Source organism: Pseudomonas fluorescens (genome assembly GCF_018614775.1).
Lineage (GTDB): Bacteria > Pseudomonadota > Gammaproteobacteria > Pseudomonadales > Pseudomonadaceae > Aquipseudomonas > Aquipseudomonas fluorescens_BY.
Map to the genome: position 1 here is coordinate 140,896 of NZ_JAGGOF010000044.1, position 17,029 is coordinate 157,924.

Here is a 17,029-nt window from a genome sequence, read left to right on the forward strand (position 1 = left end):
GGTTTGTGTCGGGGTGGGTTTACCGGCGCTGTTCAGCCACGCCGGGCGTTGACCGGCGGCACCCGGCCGCGCCATGGCTGGGCTCGCTCCAGCTGTGCGGCCAGGGCCAGCAAGGTGCTTTCCTCGCCGAAGCGACCGGCAAAGTGTGCACCCATCGGCAGGCCGTTGGCGCTCCAGGACAACGGGACCGACATCGCGGGCTGGCCACTGGCATTGAACAGCGCCGTGAACGGCGAATAGCTGTGGTATCGCTCGATCAGTTGCTCAAGGCTCATGCACACATCCTGAAGGTGCAGCTCACCGATCGGCACAGGTTCGCGGGTCAGCACCGGGCTCAGGATCACATCGTAATCCTGCATGAACATTGCCAGTTGCCGACCCAGGGCATGAATCCATTCCACCGCGGCGGCGTACTGGGCGCCGCTGACGTGGCCCTTGTCCCGCAGGATGATCCGCGTGCGCACTTCCAGCTCCTCCGCCTGCACGGCAAACCCACGCATCTGCCCCAATAAGTCGACATAGTGACGGGTGCCGGCGCCAATGATAGTGAACACCTGGTCAAGGAATTCCGGCAACGCCACCGGCAGGCTCACCGGTTCGACACGGTGCCCCAGGGACTCGCACAACCGCGCTGCCTCGCCGACGGCCTGGAGGCTCTGCGGCGATGTCGGCCAAGGGCCGAGCTGCTCGACCAGGGCAATGCGCAACGGCCCCGGGTCCCGTTGCACCGCCGTCACATAAGGCAGTGCCTGCACCGGTGCGGCGTAGGGCGCGCCCAGGTCGATGCCAGCGGTGGCGTCCAGCAACGCCGCGCTGTCGCGCACCGACAAGGTGATCGCATGGGGCGTGCCCATCCCAGCCCAGCCTTCGCCCACCATCGGTCCCGAAGGCAACAAGCCACGGCTGGGCTTGAAGCCGAACACGCCGCAGCACGACGCCGGCACGCGGAGCGAACCGCCGCCATCGTTGCCATGGGCGAACGGCACCACGCGGGCCGCCACCAGCGCCGCCGCGCCACCGCTGGAGCCGCCAGCGCTGTGGCCGGTTTTCCAGGGGTTGCGCGTGGCGCCGAAGCGCGTGGATTCGGTCGAATAGGACGTGCCGAATTCCGGCGAGGTACTGGTGCCCATCACCTGGCAGCCCGCCCGCCGCAGGCGCGTGACGACTTCCGATTCGACGTCCGCCCGAAAGTCCCCCAGGGCGCGCGAGCCGTTGGTCATCGCCGCACCGGCGACCGGTGAAAACAGGTCCTTGATCAATGTCGGCACGCCGGCAAACAGGCCCTGCCCCACCTGCGCCGTCCGGGCCGCGTCCCGCGCCGAATCATACAGCCGCTCGGCCACCGCATTGAGTTGCGGCTCGACCTGTTCAAGGCGTTCGATGGCCGTTTCCAGCAGTTCGCCGGGGCTGACCTCGCCCCGCCTGACCCACTCGGCCAGCGCTGTGCCGTCTTCGTGGTCCATCAATTGGTGGATGTCATGCATACCCATGTTCAAATTCCTTGTTTCATGACGATTGACGTGTTCCGACGGAAGTCGACTGACCCTGGCCGCGCGTGCGCAGGCCCACGACCACCCAGAGCAAGGCCGCGATAAAACCGGCGAAGGCCAGCCACTGGATGGACTGACGCAGATCCCCGGCGAAGCTGCCGACGAAGGCCACCACCAGCGGACTGACGAACTGGCCGATGTACAGGCTCGATGTGAATCCGCCCAAGCCCCGACCACGGGTGGTCGAGGTCAACGCGTTCATCACCGGGGCCATGACGTTGGGCACCAGCAACCCTGAACCCAGGCCCTGGATGACCACCGCCACCAGCACGGCGTTGTAGCTCTGCGCGCGCATCAGCAACCAGAGCCCCAGGCCGATCAGGCCCAGCAACAGGGCGTTGCAACCGGCGATTGCGAAGCGTCGGCGCAGCAGCGGCCACATCAACGAACCGCCCAAGGTGGCCAACAGACTCAGCCCCGCCGCCATGCCGATCATCGTGCTGGAGGTGATGCCCAGGCTGACCAACAGCATCGGCGCCTGGATCGGCACGACGAAGGTCAGGACCATGCCGCCCAGGATCATCAGGTAGCCAACCATCAGTTGCAGCACCGCGACCTTGGCCGGGTCCGGCTCGACAACCGACTGCGCGACGAGATGCCGCCTGGTCACCGGCGGCTCCCACAGCACTTTCATCATCGCCGGCACCAGTAACAGCGGCAGCAGGTACAACAGGAACGGCGAACGCCACGAGTGCTCGCCGAGCGCCCCGCCCACCACGAAGAACAGCGCCCCTACCAGGCCGATGGTCACCACCTGGCGATTGACGTAGCGCAAACGCTCCTCGCCGTGCCAGTAGTCGGCGATCAGCGTGGCGCAACAGGTCATGACCGCCGCTTCGGTGCAGCCGAACAGCAGCCGCACGCCAACAATCGACGGCAGGCTATCGAGCAGCGCCGGCAGTGCGCCAAGTACGGCGTAGAGCAACGTGGCGATCACCAGCAGGGCTTTGCGCCCGACCCGGTCGGCCAGCCAGCCGGCCAACGGGGCGCACAGCGCAATCGCCAGGGCCGGCCCGGTGACCGCCAACGGCACCAGCAGGTCGGCACGCGGTTCCACCGGGCCGAATTCGGCGCCGAGCCTGGGCAGGATCGGCGCAACCATCACCGAGCCCATGATGGTCAAGCTGCTGCCGAGCATCAGCACCAGCCCTTCACGCCCGCCGGCCTGACGCGCCGCGGCCGTTGAAACGGAACTTGATTGGTTCATGACGGGCCCCTTCAGAAACTCTGAGAAATACGCAACGCGGCGGTATAGCCCTCGGCGCGATTGCGCGCGTCGAACTCCTTGTAGACGTGCAACCACACCGGTGGCATCCCGGGCTTGAAGTAGTTCACCGCCGGCCCGACGGCCATGACCCGCGCGCGGTTGCCCGATTCCAGCCCTGGCGCATCGTCATCGGTGAACTGGCGGTAGTAGTAGCCGCCCATCCCCACGGTCCACGGCCCGACGTGCTGGCCCACGGCGAATTCATGACGGTACTCGACGCCACTCTTGTAGTCGGTGGCCTCGTTACGGGTGTTGATGTCGGCTTCGAAACTGGAAGACACCTCGAAACCGCTGTCGGAGATGTACGTGGCGTTGAGGATCGGAGAGAACGTCCAGTGGTTGAGCCCCGGTGAAATCAAGCGATTCTTGTCGTAGTCACCGGTGGGCGCCTGGACCTGGAACTGGGCATTGACGAACAGGTTCGGTGACAGCGTCCATTGCAGGATCACCGGCAGCACCTGGATATCGGCCAAGCGAAACGGATCGGCTTCCAGGTCCAGCGGGCCGACAGGCGTCTGCACCCGCACCGAGGCGTCCATCTGGAAGAACGGCACCACGGCGCCGAAACCATACTTGGCGCCCAGCACCGTGTAATCGGTCATGCGCATGTAGGCCACGCCAATGGACAGCACGTCCAGGGAGAAGCGGTTGTCCAGCGCGTTGCCGTGGCGATCTTTCTGCACGTTGGCCGAGTAGAACGCCGTGCGCAGGCCGACGGTCCCGAACGGTGTGGCCGGCGGCATCATGCCAGCGCCGAAATCGTAGACCCCGACCGCCGTGGTCGGCGCGCCGTTTTCCGTGGCCTGGACGGCAGCACACAGGCCGATCATGCCCAAGCCGAAGCAGGTGCAACGCAAGCTGTTGGTTTTCTTGTTCTGATTCATCGAATGCCCCTTCCGACCCAGTGGTGGTGAGGTCATCCTAGGGAGCAGGCGCGTCAGCCGTTATCCGTTTTCAGCACAGATGCGTGCGGCGCAGGGTTTGCGAGGGTGTTTCGCCAAACAGGGTCCGATAGTCGCTGGAAAACCGGCTCAAATGCCAGAATCCCCAGCGCGCCGCCACGTCCTGTACCCCCAGGGCCTGGTCGGCATCGCGCAGCTCGCGGCGCACGGCATTGAGACGCAACGCCCGCAAATAGGCCACCGGGTTGATGCCCAGGGTTTCCTGGAAGCAATACTGCAGCTTTCGCCGGCTGGCGCCGATGTGGTTGCACAGGTCGAGAATCGACAGCGGCTCATCGACATGGGCCATGGCGTACTCCCGGGCGCGATCGACCATGCGTTTGCGCGCCGTGGGATTGAGCGGCGGCGCCTGGTCCGGCGCCACCAGCTCCAGGACGTGCAACATCACTGTGTCACGCAGGCCCCGGCGGATCGACTCGTACCCCAGCAGGGACGCACGCCCCTGCTCGCCCCCTTCAAGCTCATCGAACAGCGCCGCCAATTCGGCCGGCAAGGTCGAGTCACCGAGGCGGTAACACTTGGGAAGATCGGTAATTCGAAAACGACTTCCCTGGCGTTCCAACACATGCTCAAGCGCGCGTTCGTCGACAGCGATACCGAGCAGGTCGAGGTGCTGGGGCGTGCGCAGTTCCGGCAGGTCGTGCCCCCGGGCAACCAACAGGCTGGGGTCGAGGATGGGATGGCCGGAGCAGAAAACCGGCCCGTTTGCACTCAGCGGCACACTGAACGTGATCGCGCCTTCCCAGGCTCTGCCGCGCTTGGTCATGGCCTGGTTAGAGCGGTCGCGAACCAGTTGCATCCAGTCCGACCGGAACTCGATCAGCTCGCCTTCAAAGCGGCCGGGGGTCAACTGATCGTAGCTGACCTGCCAGCCCCCCATGTTCCGGGCATGCTCGTCAATATCGCGAGTGCGGAATCGATTGATCGGTTGCGCCATGTCGTCGTTGTTCATTGAACCGACCTTCAGCGAATTTCCAGGGTTTATGACCCAAAGGTCAGGCAAATTTCATTCCGCCCCCCCGGTACGGCGAGTGATCGTGCCGAAAACGGATAATTGCCCTGAAACGAAGACCTGTGGGAGCAAAGCTTGCTCGCGATAAGCGGATGAGGTCGACAATGCCGGCACGACAAACATGGAGAAACATTCGTCACTCCAACAACCGCACGATCCGCGGCTCGATTCCCCCGGCACTGATCTCCAGCAACGCCAGCGTTACCGGCAGCTTGAAACGCCGGCGACCGGCGCTGCCAGGGTTCAGGTACAGCCGCTCCCCGCGCCACTCGATGCCCGGCCTGTGGGAGTGGCCAGTGATGACCAGCTTCACGCTCGGGTCGAGAAGCGGCGGCACATCGGCGATGTCATGGACCAGCAGCACCGACCAGCCATAGAGATCCAACTGCAGGTGATCCGCCAGGTGCCCCGCCCACCCGGCGCCCAGGTCGTTGTTGCCGCGCACCACGTGCAGCGGGGCGATGGCCGCCAGTTGATCGAGGATATGCCGGGCACCGATGTCGCCGGCATGGATGATCTGTTCACAACCCTCCAGGGCAGCCAGTGCCTCTGGGCGGAGCAGTCCGTGGGTATCGGATATGACGCCGACTTTCATGTAGGCTCCCTCGCAACGATTACCGTGTTGAATTCGAATAAGATAGGCTTCGCGCCAATAAATGCGCAGACCCGTCGTAAAAAGGAAATATCGATGCTCGGACGCAAACGGCCGGAGCCAAAGCTGGACAGCTCTGATGAGGCCTTTTCTCCCCAGGCTGCGCGGACCGGAGCCGCACTGCGGCTCACCGTGAGTTTCATGCTGGTGGTGGTGATCGCGTTCCTGGCCGTGGAAGGCTGGCGGACATGGCGTGACTACCGCGCCGCCTTTTCCGCTGCGCGCGATTCGGTGACGAACCTGGCGCGAGCGACGGCGCAGCACGCCGAAGACACCATCCGACAAGTGGATGTGGTGACTGCCGCACTCGCCGAGCGAGTGGAAGGTGACGGGCTGCAAAACATCGATATCCCACGCATCCACAAGCTGTTGGTGCAGCAATCCGCCATCATGCCGCAGTTGCACGGCCTGTTTATCTATGGCTCCGACGGTCAATGGGTGGTGACGGACAAGGACGTGATCCCGGAACCTGTCAACAACGCCGACCGTGACTATTTCCAGTATCACCGCACCCACGAGGATCGTAACGTGCGCATCGGCGAGGTGATCCGCAGCCGATCCACCAACGACCTGATCATCCCGATCTCACGGCGCCTGAACAACCCTGATGGTTCCTTCGCCGGCGTGATGCTGGGGACGGTCAAGGTCAGCTATTTCGTCGACTATTATGGCGATTTCAAAATCGACGACAAAGGCGCCCTGGTCCTGGCCACGCGCAAAGGGACGATCCTGGTGCGCCGGCCCTTTGTCGCCTCGGTGGTCGGCAAGAGTCTGGTCAACAGCGTGATCTTCAAGGATTTCCTGCCCACCTCGAACCAGGGCGTGGCCGAGGCCAAGGCCGTCATCGATGACACGGAGCGGCTGTACGGCTACCGGGCCTTGACCACCTACCCACTGGTGGTGGAAGCCGGCCTGTCCCGCGAATCCATCATCGCGCCCTGGCGTCGCGACCTGTTCAAGACCGGCTTCGTACTGATCTTCCTGATCGTGATCCTCGTGGGCTTCGGGCTGATCGTCCTGAGCCAGTTGCGTTACCGGATGACCATGGAGAAGCAGATTCGCAGCGCCCACCAGACCATGCGGGACATGGCGCTGACCGACAGCCTGACCGGACTGGGCAACCGCCGGCGCCTGGACATCGCGTTGGCCGACGAGCTTCGCCTGGCCAAGCGCCAGGGTTCGTCCCTGGCGTTGATCATGCTCGACGTCGACTACTTCAAGCGCTTCAATGACAAGTACGGCCACGCCGTCGGTGACGAGTGCCTGCGTGCGATTGCCGGGGCGATCCAGATCACCATCAAGCGGCCAGGCGACCTGGCCGTCAGGTACGGCGGTGAAGAGTTCACCGTGCTGCTACCCAACACCGACAGCGCCGGGGCGGCCAAGATCGCCCAGGAAATCCTGGAGTCGATCAGGGCGCTGAACATCGAACATGGCGACCATCCATTGGGACTGGTCACCGCCAGCGCGGGCATCACCACCTGCCAGCCGGGCACCGAGGACGTGACACCGGCGATGCTGATCAAAGCCGCCGACGCCTTCCTGTACCTGGCCAAGAACACCGGGCGCAACCGCTGGTGCAGTGCCGGCGCAACGCAGGGCTGACGCTTGCGCAGCGCCGTGTATCGGTCCGCAGCGGGCAAACTCAAGTCCACAGGTGCCGGCAAGGCGCCTGGCGGCTACAATGCCCGCTTCGACCGTGACCAGCCTGACTAAAAAACACATGTCCTTGCCCAAACATCATCTGGAATTGCTCAGCCCCGCCCGCGACGTGACCATCGCCCGCGAGGCCATCCTCCATGGCGCTGACGCCGTGTACATCGGTGGCCCGAGTTTCGGCGCACGTCACAACGCCTGCAACGAGGTGGGCGATATTGCCCAGTTGGTGGAGTTCGCCCATCGCTACCACGCCCGTGTGTTCACCACGATCAACACCATCCTGCACGACAACGAGCTGGAGCCGGCCCGCCAGTTGATCCACCAGCTGTACGACGCGGGTGTCGATGCGCTGATCGTCCAGGACCTCGGGGTGATGGAACTGGACATCCCCCCGATCGAGCTGCACGCCAGCACCCAGACCGACATCCGCACCCTGGCGCGGGCGAAATTCCTCGATCAGGCCGGCTTCTCGCAACTGGTATTGGCCCGTGAGCTGAACCTGCAGGAAATCCGCGCCATCGCCGACGAGACCGATGCGACCATCGAGTTCTTTATCCACGGTGCGCTGTGCGTGGCCTTTTCCGGCCAGTGCAACATCTCCCACGCGCAGAACGGCCGCAGCGCCAACCGTGGCGACTGCTCCCAGGCCTGCCGCCTACCTTACACCCTCAAGGACGACCAGGGCCGGGTGGTTGCCTACGAAAAACACCTGCTGTCGATGAAGGACAACAACCAGAGCGCCAACATCCGCGCCCTGGTGGAAGCCGGCGTGCGTTCGTTCAAGATCGAAGGACGCTACAAGGACATGGGCTACGTGAAGAACATCACCGCCTATTACCGCCAGCGCCTGGACGATGTCCTCGAAGACCGCCCGGACCTGGCCCGCGCGTCCAGCGGCCGCACCGCGCACTTCTTCGTGCCTGACCCGGAAAAGACCTTCCATCGGGGCAGCACCGACTACTTCGTCAGCGACCGCAAGATCGACATCGGTGCCTTCGATTCCCCGACCTTCACCGGCGTGCCGGTGGGCGTGGTGGAAAAAGTCGGCAAGCGCGACATGCAGGTCGTGACGTCTGATCCACTGTCCAACGGCGACGGCCTCAACGTGCTGGTCAAGCGTGAAGTCGTGGGTTTCCGCGCTAACATCGCCGAGCCCAAGGGCGAGTTCGAAGAGGAAGGCCAGAAGCGCTACCGCTATCGGGTCGAGCCCAATGAGATGCCGGCCGGCATGTATCAGTTGCGCCCCAACCACCCGTTGAGCCGTAACCTGGACCACAACTGGCAGCAAGCGCTGCTCAAGACCTCATCCGAGCGCCGTGTCGGCCTGGCCTGGATCGCGCGCCTGCGCGAAGAGCGCCTGGAACTGACCGCCACCAGCGAAGAAGGCATCCACGCCAGCGTTGCCCTGGACGGACCGTTCGGCGTGGCCAACAAGCCGGAACAGGCCCTGGAGCAATTGCACGACCTGCTCGGCCAGCTGGGCACCACCGAGTACCACGCCACTTCGATCGAGCTGGATGCGCCCCAGGCGTTCTTCATTCCCAACTCGCAGCTCAAGGCGCTGCGCCGCGAAGCCATCGAAACCCTGACCACCGCCCGCATCAAAGCCCACCCACGCGGTGGCCGCAAGGCCGAGACCAGTCCGACGCCGGTGTACCCCGAGTCGCATCTGTCGTTCCTGGCCAACGTCTATAACCAGAAGGCCCGTGATTTCTATCATCGCCACGGCGTGAAATTGATCGACGCGGCTTTCGAGGCCCACGAGGAGACCGGTGAAGTGCCGGTGATGATCACCAAGCACTGCCTGCGCTTCTCGTTCAACCTCTGCCCCAAGCAGGCCAAGGGCGTCACCGGCGTGCGCACCAAGGTCGCGCCGATGCAACTGATCCATGGCGATGAAGTGCTGACGCTGAAGTTCGACTGCAAGCCCTGCGAGATGCACGTCGTGGGCAAGATCAAGGGCCACATCCTTGACCTGCCATTGCCGGGCAGTACCGCCCAGCCGGTCGTCGGCCACATCAGCCCCGAAGACCTGCTCAAGACCATTCCCCGCGCACCGCACTGAGTAAACACCGCCATTCCATGTGGGAGCAGCTCGCTCCCACATTTGGTTTTGCGGCAATTTCCTCAGGGTGTTAGGTTGTAAGTGATTGTTTCGTCAAACAGACATCCTCTCAACCTCCCTGCAAAGGAATGCCTTCAACAATGGACTTCTCGTTCAAGCACCTGGCCGTCACCACCCTGCTGCTGTCCAGCTTCGCCACCCTCTCTGCGCCTGCACTTGCCAACATCACCGCACAACAGAGCGCAGCCATCGTCAAGACTTTCACTGAGCAATCGATCACCGATTTCAGGCAATTCCTGGGCAGCGTCGCCAAGAGCGACCTCGCCAAGACCGCCGATCTCGACCCGGCCATCAGCGCCTTCCTCGACAACAAGACACTCTCAGCGCAGCAGCAGAATGAAATCCATCGCCTGCTGGGCATCTACGCGCGGGTGAAATACGGCGCTGCGGCCACCGAGACGCTCAAGGAACTGGTGGCGATCCCGACCTTTCGCAAGGACGGCGTCGCCCAGCACGAAAACCCTGAATTCCTCAAGATTGCCGACAAGATCAAAGGCCTTGCCGAGTCCTTCAACCTCAACTTCCGCAACGTCGACAACCGCGTCTATGAGATTTCCCTCGAAGGCGGTGGCGACGAAGTCGTGGGCATTCACGCCCATGCCGACGTCGTGCCAGTGACGCCGGAAAACTGGGTACTGAAAGACGGCACCCGCCTCGATCCGTTCAAGGTCACCCTGGTGGGCGACCGCATGTATGGCCGTGGCACCGAAGATGACAAGAACGGCATCGTGGTGGCGCTCTACGCGATGAAGGTCATCAAGGAAGAGAAGCTGCCCCTGGCGCGCCATTTCAAGCTGCTGGTGGACACCACCGAAGAAACCACCGGCGACGCGATCCCGTATTACTTCGAACGCAACCCGACGCCGAACTACAACCTGGCGCTGGACGGCGGCTACCCCGTGGTGATTGCCGAGAAAGGCTATGGCACGGTCATGGCAAACTTTGCCCGGCGTGAAGGCCAGGGCAAGGGCGCCGAAATCACCGCGCTGACCGGCGGCATGGCGACCAACCAGATCCCGTCGACGTCGGTTGCCACGTTCGTCACCGACAAGCCCGCTGAATTGGCCGCCAGCCTGCTCAGGGCCGGTACCGAGTACGCCAAGCACAATGGCGGCAACTTCGAAGTGGCCTCCCAAGTGGCCGGCAAGGACGTCCAACTGACGTTCACCGGCGTTTCCGCGCACTCCTCCGAGCCAGAGTCAGGCGTCAACCCGGTGGCGAGGATGCTGGTATTCATCAATAGCCTGGATGGCAAGGTCGCGCTCAAGCACAACCACATCACTGACGCCGCGCGCTACGCCGCCGACAACTGGGGCCTGGACTACTTGGGCAAGCAACTTGGGATTGGCTTTTCCGATGCCTTCATGGGCCCGCTGACGGCTTCGCTGACCTATGTCGGGATGGATGACAAGACCTTCAAGCTGGCAGTCAACCTGCGGGTGCCGGTGGGCAAATCGACCGAAGCACTCAAGACAGAAATCGCCGACAAGCTGGCCGCGTGGAGCAAGAAGTCCCAGGTCGCCGTGGCCTTCGATGACTCCATCGATGAGCCGATGTACCGCAACCCCGAGGGTGAATGGGTCAAGGCGTTGCTGGCGGTTGCCACCGAAAACCTCGGCATGGCACACAAATATGGCACCTCCGCCGGCGCCACTTCGGTCCATGACCTGCCCAACGGCGTGCAATTCGGCCTGGCGATGCCAGACGTCAAGTACACCGGTCATAACGACAACGAGTTCAAGACGGTTGAGCAGTTCCTGCTGGACTTGCAGATCGTGACCGAGATGATGGGGCGGATCGGGCAGTTGCCGAAGCTCTGAACAAGCCGGCTTGAAATGAACCCGTGGCGAGGGAGCTTGCTCCCTCGCCACAGGTGACCTCATTCTTTCCCTTGAAGAAACACCCCAACCCACTCCCACGGCGCCATCTTCGTCACCATCACCCGCACAATCACCAAAGCCGAACAGGAAATCGCGGCGATGACGTGGACGTATCTCAGGCACAAATAGAGCATGGCTCAGCGCTGCCCGTCGCAGAGTTGTACCGAGATCGACAAGTTCAGCGGGTCGTTGATGGCGGCCATGTATTCGTCAACCGTGATTTCGCCCACGCACGGTCGGGCGCCAGGCTCGGGCACGTAGCCTTGGGCGATTTTCGTCGCCAGGGCAACGGCGGCGCAACTGGGGATTTGCGGGCCTTTGTCATTCAGTGCGGTCAGTTGCACGGTCATGGACAACGGCTGCCCATCGACCCCGATGCCCTGGACGTCGATGTACATTGCACTTTTGCCGTCGCCAAAGCGTTCGAACCAGGTGCCCCAGCGATGCAGTCTTGCCGCCCAGGGACGATGGTCACGCACCCAGCCCTTTTTCATCGCCTGGGCCAGTAGCCAATTGGCGACACCGCCGAGCTTCACCCCCGCACCAGCCTTGAAACGCAGGGTCCGGGCGCCATATCGGCAGGCAAAAATGTCCATGTCCGGTACGTCGACATTCGCCACGACCCGGCGGCCCAGGTGCGGCATTCTACGCAGCGTCAGGTCCTGCCAGCCCGACACCTCATGGACCTGGCCGTTCTTCAGTTGCTTGATCGGTTTGCCTGCATAGGCCAGGACGCCTTCAATGGTCGACAGCCCTGGCATCTTGGCCGAGGAGGAAATGCCGTGCTCGATCGAGTCGATTCGTTGGAAGCGATAGCGATGTTCGTCGATCAGGGCGGCCGACAGCGAGGGCACCGAGCTGCAACCGCTGAGGATCGCCACGCCGGCTTGCTTCGCTTGCACATCGAGCGCGCCGATGCCATTGACGAAAGTCCGGCAGTCCGACAAGTCGCAGTAGTTCACGCCCGCCTCGATACAACCTTGCGCAATTGCATAAGACTGGCCCTGGAAGGGGCCACCGGTGTGGATCACCAGCTGGATATTCATCCCACTCAGGGCGGTGCTGAACGCGCACCCCATGGCATCGCCGCACCAACTTTCACAGACCTTGCCCGATTGTGCGTTCAACTCATCGGCTTTACGCCGTAACTTTTCCGGGTCGCGTCCGGAAATCACCAGCTCTATGCCTGGCGTTACAACCAGATGTCGGCATACGATGCTGCCGAAGTTTCCATAACCACCGACGACCATCACCCTGAGTGTCATTTTCCTTCCCTACAGCCACAGTGGAATCGCCATGATATCCCACGCTTTTTCAGCTGGAAAACACGCAGCGGGTCAGGCCCTGGCGCTGTCGACGCTGTTGCTTCTGTGCGGATCGGCACAGGCAGGCGCGTGGCAGATATGCCGTATGGACCTGCACATCGTCGAGGTCTTGAAAAAACCCTATCCGCAGCTACAGGCGCGGGTCCTGAAAGCCAATCCGGCATCCGCGACGGTGGAGTGTCCGGAGCCAGGGTCGGCTATCACATTCATTCCGGAAACCCCTGACTACCAGGCCACACTTGCCCGCCACCAATGGCCTGGCAAAGGGCAGACAGTGCAAGTCCACTACCGGTATCTGGATGGCATTTGTAAAGGGGACGGCAACGACTATCCCTGTCGTATCAAGCATTATCCCTTGTCAGGTCGTTAACAGCGCAAGCGCCCGGTCAAGCCGGGCGCCAAGTCGCAACCGTCAGTCGTAGAACGGCGCCACCAGCGCCCGGCTGCCGACAAAAAAGCTGTCTGCGACCAACCGCAGCGGTTGCAGGTCCAGGTCACTGGCCTTGCCGGCAATCAACTGCTGGAAGTGCCGGTACACCGCCGCGTATTCGCCCTCCTCCGAAACGCTCTGGCGCACGCCGTCAATGCTCAGCAGCGCGCCGCCGTTGTCCAGGCGCAAGGTGCCTTCGGCGCAGCGAACCTCGATGCTCCAGAGTTCATCATGGCCATGGTCGAAGTCGAACTCCGCGCGGATGTCCAGATGACGCGCATCGGACATCTTGATGCTCGCCGCGATGGGCGACTGGCAATTGTCCGGGACACGCAGGTCGGCAGACTCGACGAACAGCGGCAGCGCCAGCAGATGGGTCGCAATGGACAACGCGTTGATGCCCGGATCGAAGACCCCCAGGCCACCCGGTTGCCAGATCCACGCCTGGCCGGGGTGCCATTTGCGCACGTCTTCCTTCCAGTCGATCTGTACGCTTTGCAGGGTGCGAGTCGCCAGCCATTCACGGGCGGCTTCAATGCCCGGGGCGTAACGCGAATGCCAGGCGAACAGGCCGCTGACGCCCTGTGCACGGACCTGATCGACCAACGCCATGGCTTCACCCAACGTGGCGCACGGCGGTTTTTCCACCAGGACGTGTTTGCCGGCAGCCAGCGCTTCTTGCACCAGGGCGAATCGACCCTGGGGCGGTGTGCAGAACGCAATCGCATCGACCTGCGGGCCGTTTGCGAGCAGTTCGCCCAGGGAGCGGAAGTTCTCCACGCCGGCGCAGGGTTGCCCTTGGGTGGCAACGGCCACCAACTGGTACGCAGGGTTGGCGAGGATAGCGGGAACGTGTTGGTCCTGGGCGATCTTGCCGTAGCCCACCAGACCGAGACGAATCGGTTGCATCAATGACTCCTGATTTTTTTGTACTTATGCCGGGGCAGCAAACTAGCCCTAATTCGCCCGACGGACAATGGGCTTCTCCCATGGATTCGATGATCGCCTGCGCAAACCCTTCAGCGCTGTCCGCCAGTCGCCGCCACCACGTTGGAGACCCTGCCGAAGAACGGTTCCAGGCGCTCACGTGGCGCGTCGTGCTCCACCACCAGGGCGGTGACCTCTTCACACGACGCGACCTGGTAATGAGCAACACTGGACAGCTTCTCATTGGTGACCGCGTTGACCAACTGACCGCTTGCCGCCGCCACCGCGCGCTTGAATTCAGCGTCATCCAGGCCGAACGCAGTGACGCCGTTGTCCGGGTCAATGGCACAGGCGCCGAGGAAGCACAGGTCAAAGCTGAACTGACGCAGCTGCTGCACCGCCGTCACTCCGATCACGCCACCGGCGACCGGGTTCACCCGCCCACCCAACAGGATGACCTCGACACTGGGCAGCTTCATCAACTGCACCGCGATCAATGGGGAATTGGTGGCGACGGTCAACGGCAACGTTGGATCAATGGCGCCGGCGATGGCCAGGTTGGTCGAGCCGGCATCGATGAAAACGTGCTGGCCGGCGCGCAACAATGAAGCCGCCGCCTGGCCGAGACTGCCCTTGCGCACGGGGTTCTGGCGCACGCGTACGTCCATCGGCCTCTCGGCCGCAGGCAACAGGATTGCGCCACCGTAGACGCGCTTGCACACCCCCGCCGCCGCCAAAGCGCCCAGGTCACGGCGTATCGAGTGTTCGGAGACATTGAATTCGCTCGCCAGGTCAGCCGCGATCACCCGGCCGTAACGGGCCAGGCGTTCGCTGATCAATTGCTGGCGCTCGCCAGGAAACGCTTCGTGAGTTGACGTCATGAAATTAACAACCTGCATAAACGAGCACAATTTTTCACAAGCGAGCAAAATATGCCGGGTATGCAGGCCTTCGTCAAACCTTGCGCGAGAAAATCTCAGGCGGCCCCAGGGACATTGGTGCCCGTGCCTGAAGGCAGGAACGGTTGAATCTCTTCAATTTCCGCCGCGCTGAGGCGCAGCTCCGCACCGGCGATCAGCCCATCGACCTGTGTGCGGCGGCGGGCGCCGACGATGGCGCCCGTCACGACCGGGTTGCGCAACGCCCAGGCAATGGCGACCGCCGCAGCGCTCACTCCGTGCCGTGCACCAATGCGCGCCATGACCTCGACCAGCGCCAGGTTGGCACTCAACCGGGGCTCCTGGAAGTCGGCACTTCGAGCCTTGCGCCAGTCGTCTTCGGGCAGTTGCGAGATGCGTTCACGGGTCATGCTGCCGGAAAGCAGGCCCGATTGAAGCGTGGAATAGGCAAGCACCCCCACGCAGGCCCGCTCGCAATACGGCAGGACGTCCTGCTCGATGTCCCGCATCAAGGCGGAATATGGCGGCTGTAGCGAAACCACCGCGGTCACCGCCTGGGCCCGCTGGAGCTGCGCGACATCGAAATTCGAGACGCCGATCGCGCGGATTTTTCCTTGATCCCGTGCAGACGCCAAAGCCGAAAGCGCTGCTTCAATGCCTTCACTCCCGCCGCCGGCCGGAAACGCCGGCCAGTGGATCTGATACAGATCAATGGTTTCGACTTGCAGCCGGCGCAGACTTGCCTCGATTTCGGCCAGCAAGGACTGCGGCGCCAGCGAATGCGATATCGCTTTTGTAATCGGGTCCCACACAAGGCTGCCTTTGGTGAACACCAAGGGACGCCGCGACGCCGGCAGCCGCCGTAACAATTGCCCGACCAATTGCTCGGCATGGCCGAGGCCATACACCGCTGCGGTATCGATCCAGTTCACGCCGCGCTCGACCGCATATTCCAGGGCGCCCAGGCTGTCCTCGTCGTCCTGCGCGCCCCAGCTGTATTCCCAACCGGTGCCGGCGATGGCCCAGGTTCCCAAGCCAATGGGCGAAATCCGAAAATCCGATGTTCCAAGGCGATTCTTTTGCATAGCGACCTCTCCACAAATGAGGCGAACAGTATCCGGGGGCGTTGTCGCGGCGATAAGATAGGTAATCCAATTTGAACTACTGAACAGCATTCATGAGTCATTCTCCGGACCTTTCCGAACTCGACGCCTTTGCCGCCGTTGCGCGTCACCGCAGTTTTCGCAAGGCTGCCGACGAGCGTGGCGTTTCGGCTTCCGCGTTGAGCCATGCCATGCGGGCATTGGAAGCGCGACTGGGCGTTAGGCTGCTGAACCGAACCACCCGCAGCGTGACCCCGACCGAGGCCGGTCACCACTTACTGGCGACCCTGACGCCGACCCTGCACCAGGTGGCCGATGCATTGGCGCAACTGACGTCGATGCAGCCAGTGCCCACTGGCAAACTTCGCCTCAACGTGGCACGCCCGGCAGCCCGCATCGTGTTTGCCGAGGTTCTCGCGCCCTTCGTTGCCCGGTATCCACGTATTCAGCTGGACCTGGTCACCGACGATGGATTGACCGATATCGTCGACGGCGGATTTGACGCGGGTGTCCGCTTTGGGGAAAGCCTGGCCGGCGACATGATCGCCGTGCCTGTCGGCGCGCCCCAATCATTTGTGACCGTTGCGGCTCAGGCCTATCTGGCCGACCAGGGGATCCCCCATGCACCCCGCGACTTGCTCGACCACCGGTGCATTGCCCGACGCTTCCCCAGCGGCAAATTCTACGCCTGGGAGTATCAGTCAGCGGGGCAGCCGGTACGCTTGTCCGTCAACGGCCCGCTCATCCTCGAAGACGATGCGCTGATGATCCAGGCGGCGAAAGACGGCGCCGGTGTGGCCTACGTCTACGAGGAACTGGCACGCGAGGAGATCCGCAATGGACATTTGCGGGAAATCCTCCAGGAATGGAAAGCGCCGCCAAGCCGGTTCTTTCTTTACTACCCCAGCCGACGCCACGTGCCACCAGCTTTGAAAGCACTCATTGAATTCATCAGGGCGGATGCCTGCGAGCGCTGACAACGAGCTTGTGGGTGTTCGCAGGATTGGGCATGCCGCAAAACCTGTTGGAGCGGGCTTGCTCGCGAAAGCGGTGGGTCAGGTTGCAGGGATGTTGGATATGCCGCCGTCATCGCGAGCAAGCCCGCTCCCACATTAGGTGCCTTGGGGTGTATGCAGATTTTGCACCCACCCGAGAACCCTTGTGGGAGCGAGCCTGCTCGCGATTGCGGTGTGTCAGCTTGCGGAGGTGTTGGATGGGCCGCCGTCATCGCGAGCAGG

The 17,029-nt window shown here is 62.9% G+C and carries 14 protein-coding genes; 5 read left to right on the plus strand and 9 right to left on the minus strand.

Going from position 1 to position 17,029, the window contains the following annotated elements; genetic code table 11:
- Positions 1-32: 32 nt before the first annotated feature.
- From J7E36_RS12305 to J7E36_RS12325, 5 genes are all read right to left on the minus strand, one after another.
- A complete protein-coding gene (locus J7E36_RS12305) occupies positions 33-1,490 on the minus strand; it encodes an amidase (RefSeq protein ID WP_215003201.1) in 1,458 nt (485 codons plus the stop codon).
- 16 nt (positions 1,491-1,506) lie between these two features.
- Positions 1,507-2,757, minus strand: a complete 1,251-nt coding sequence (locus J7E36_RS12310) for an MFS transporter (RefSeq protein ID WP_215003203.1) — start codon at positions 2,755-2,757, stop codon at positions 1,507-1,509.
- An 11-nt stretch (positions 2,758-2,768) separates the two neighbouring features.
- Complete coding sequence (locus J7E36_RS12315; RefSeq protein WP_215003205.1) at positions 2,769-3,701, minus strand: SphA family protein; 933 nt, start codon at positions 3,699-3,701, stop codon at positions 2,769-2,771.
- Positions 3,702-3,771: 70 nt separating this feature from the next.
- Positions 3,772-4,731, minus strand: a complete 960-nt coding sequence (locus J7E36_RS12320) for a helix-turn-helix domain-containing protein (protein WP_215003207.1) — start codon at positions 4,729-4,731, stop codon at positions 3,772-3,774.
- Between the two features lie 196 nt (positions 4,732-4,927).
- Positions 4,928-5,386 carry a metallophosphoesterase family protein gene (locus tag J7E36_RS12325; protein WP_215003208.1) on the minus strand — a complete coding sequence of 153 codons (459 nt, stop codon included), beginning with the start codon at positions 5,384-5,386 and terminating at the stop codon, positions 4,928-4,930.
- Between the two features lie 93 nt (positions 5,387-5,479).
- Here J7E36_RS12325 and J7E36_RS12330 point away from each other — a divergent pair, with 93 nt between their 5' ends.
- The 3 genes from J7E36_RS12330 to J7E36_RS12340 all read left to right on the plus strand — a co-directional run bounded on the left by J7E36_RS12330 (position 5,480) and on the right by J7E36_RS12340 (position 11,047).
- Positions 5,480-7,048, plus strand: coding sequence for a sensor domain-containing diguanylate cyclase (locus J7E36_RS12330; protein ID WP_215003210.1), 1,569 nt, complete (start codon positions 5,480-5,482; stop codon positions 7,046-7,048).
- Positions 7,049-7,166: 118 nt separating this feature from the next.
- Positions 7,167-9,167, plus strand: coding sequence for a peptidase U32 family protein (locus J7E36_RS12335; RefSeq protein ID WP_215003241.1), 2,001 nt, complete (start codon positions 7,167-7,169; stop codon positions 9,165-9,167).
- Positions 9,168-9,307: 140 nt separating this feature from the next.
- Positions 9,308-11,047 carry a dipeptidase gene (locus J7E36_RS12340; protein WP_215003212.1) on the plus strand — a complete coding sequence of 580 codons (1,740 nt, stop codon included), beginning with the start codon at positions 9,308-9,310 and terminating at the stop codon, positions 11,045-11,047.
- Between the two features lie 197 nt (positions 11,048-11,244).
- Here the strand turns inward: J7E36_RS12340 and J7E36_RS12345 are convergent, their stop codons facing one another.
- The gene (locus J7E36_RS12345) at positions 11,245-12,372 is read right to left on the minus strand and encodes a saccharopine dehydrogenase family protein (RefSeq protein ID WP_215003220.1); all 1,128 of its coding nucleotides are present in this window, start codon (positions 12,370-12,372) and stop codon (positions 11,245-11,247) included.
- Between the two features lie 31 nt (positions 12,373-12,403).
- Between J7E36_RS12345 and J7E36_RS12350 the strand changes: the two genes are divergently transcribed.
- The gene (locus J7E36_RS12350; protein WP_435304170.1) at positions 12,404-12,802 is read left to right on the plus strand and encodes a hypothetical protein; all 399 of its coding nucleotides are present in this window, start codon (positions 12,404-12,406) and stop codon (positions 12,800-12,802) included.
- A 42-nt stretch (positions 12,803-12,844) separates the two neighbouring features.
- Here J7E36_RS12350 and J7E36_RS12355 read toward each other — a convergent pair whose 3' ends face one another.
- From J7E36_RS12355 to J7E36_RS12365, 3 genes are all read right to left on the minus strand, one after another.
- Positions 12,845-13,771 carry a Gfo/Idh/MocA family protein gene (locus tag J7E36_RS12355; RefSeq protein ID WP_215003222.1) on the minus strand — a complete coding sequence of 309 codons (927 nt, stop codon included), beginning with the start codon at positions 13,769-13,771 and terminating at the stop codon, positions 12,845-12,847.
- Positions 13,772-13,881: 110 nt separating this feature from the next.
- Complete coding sequence (locus J7E36_RS12360) at positions 13,882-14,670, minus strand: DeoR/GlpR family DNA-binding transcription regulator (protein ID WP_215003224.1); 789 nt, start codon at positions 14,668-14,670, stop codon at positions 13,882-13,884.
- A 95-nt stretch (positions 14,671-14,765) separates the two neighbouring features.
- A complete protein-coding gene (locus J7E36_RS12365) occupies positions 14,766-15,773 on the minus strand; it encodes an aldo/keto reductase (protein ID WP_215003226.1) in 1,008 nt (335 codons plus the stop codon).
- A 92-nt stretch (positions 15,774-15,865) separates the two neighbouring features.
- On the opposite strand from J7E36_RS12365, the gene J7E36_RS12370 reads away from it, so the two are divergent.
- Positions 15,866-16,768 (plus strand): LysR family transcriptional regulator, encoded by a 903-nt coding sequence (locus J7E36_RS12370; RefSeq protein ID WP_215003228.1) that lies wholly within the window; start codon positions 15,866-15,868, stop codon positions 16,766-16,768.
- Positions 16,769-17,029: the final 261 nt, after the last annotated feature.

Excerpts from the sequence above, each read along its gene's own strand:
- J7E36_RS12305 (WP_215003201.1), bottom strand. The coding sequence starts at position 1,490 with ATGGGTATGCATGACATCCACCAATTGATGGACCACGAAGACGGCACA.
- J7E36_RS12310 (WP_215003203.1), bottom strand. The coding sequence starts at position 2,757 with ATGAACCAATCAAGTTCCGTTTCAACGGCCGCGGCGCGTCAGGCCGGC.
- J7E36_RS12315 (WP_215003205.1), bottom strand. The coding sequence starts at position 3,701 with ATGAATCAGAACAAGAAAACCAACAGCTTGCGTTGCACCTGCTTCGGC.
- J7E36_RS12320 (WP_215003207.1), bottom strand. The coding sequence starts at position 4,731 with ATGAACAACGACGACATGGCGCAACCGATCAATCGATTCCGCACTCGC.
- J7E36_RS12325 (WP_215003208.1), bottom strand. The coding sequence starts at position 5,386 with ATGAAAGTCGGCGTCATATCCGATACCCACGGACTGCTCCGCCCAGAG.
- J7E36_RS12330 (WP_215003210.1), top strand. The coding sequence starts at position 5,480 with ATGCTCGGACGCAAACGGCCGGAGCCAAAGCTGGACAGCTCTGATGAG.
- J7E36_RS12335 (WP_215003241.1), top strand. The coding sequence starts at position 7,167 with ATGTCCTTGCCCAAACATCATCTGGAATTGCTCAGCCCCGCCCGCGAC.
- J7E36_RS12340 (WP_215003212.1), top strand. The coding sequence starts at position 9,308 with ATGGACTTCTCGTTCAAGCACCTGGCCGTCACCACCCTGCTGCTGTCC.
- J7E36_RS12345 (WP_215003220.1), bottom strand. The coding sequence starts at position 12,372 with ATGACACTCAGGGTGATGGTCGTCGGTGGTTATGGAAACTTCGGCAGC.
- J7E36_RS12350 (WP_435304170.1), top strand. The coding sequence starts at position 12,404 with ATGATATCCCACGCTTTTTCAGCTGGAAAACACGCAGCGGGTCAGGCC.
- J7E36_RS12355 (WP_215003222.1), bottom strand. The coding sequence starts at position 13,771 with ATGCAACCGATTCGTCTCGGTCTGGTGGGCTACGGCAAGATCGCCCAG.
- J7E36_RS12360 (WP_215003224.1), bottom strand. The coding sequence starts at position 14,670 with ATGACGTCAACTCACGAAGCGTTTCCTGGCGAGCGCCAGCAATTGATC.
- J7E36_RS12365 (WP_215003226.1), bottom strand. The coding sequence starts at position 15,773 with ATGCAAAAGAATCGCCTTGGAACATCGGATTTTCGGATTTCGCCCATT.
- J7E36_RS12370 (WP_215003228.1), top strand. The coding sequence starts at position 15,866 with ATGAGTCATTCTCCGGACCTTTCCGAACTCGACGCCTTTGCCGCCGTT.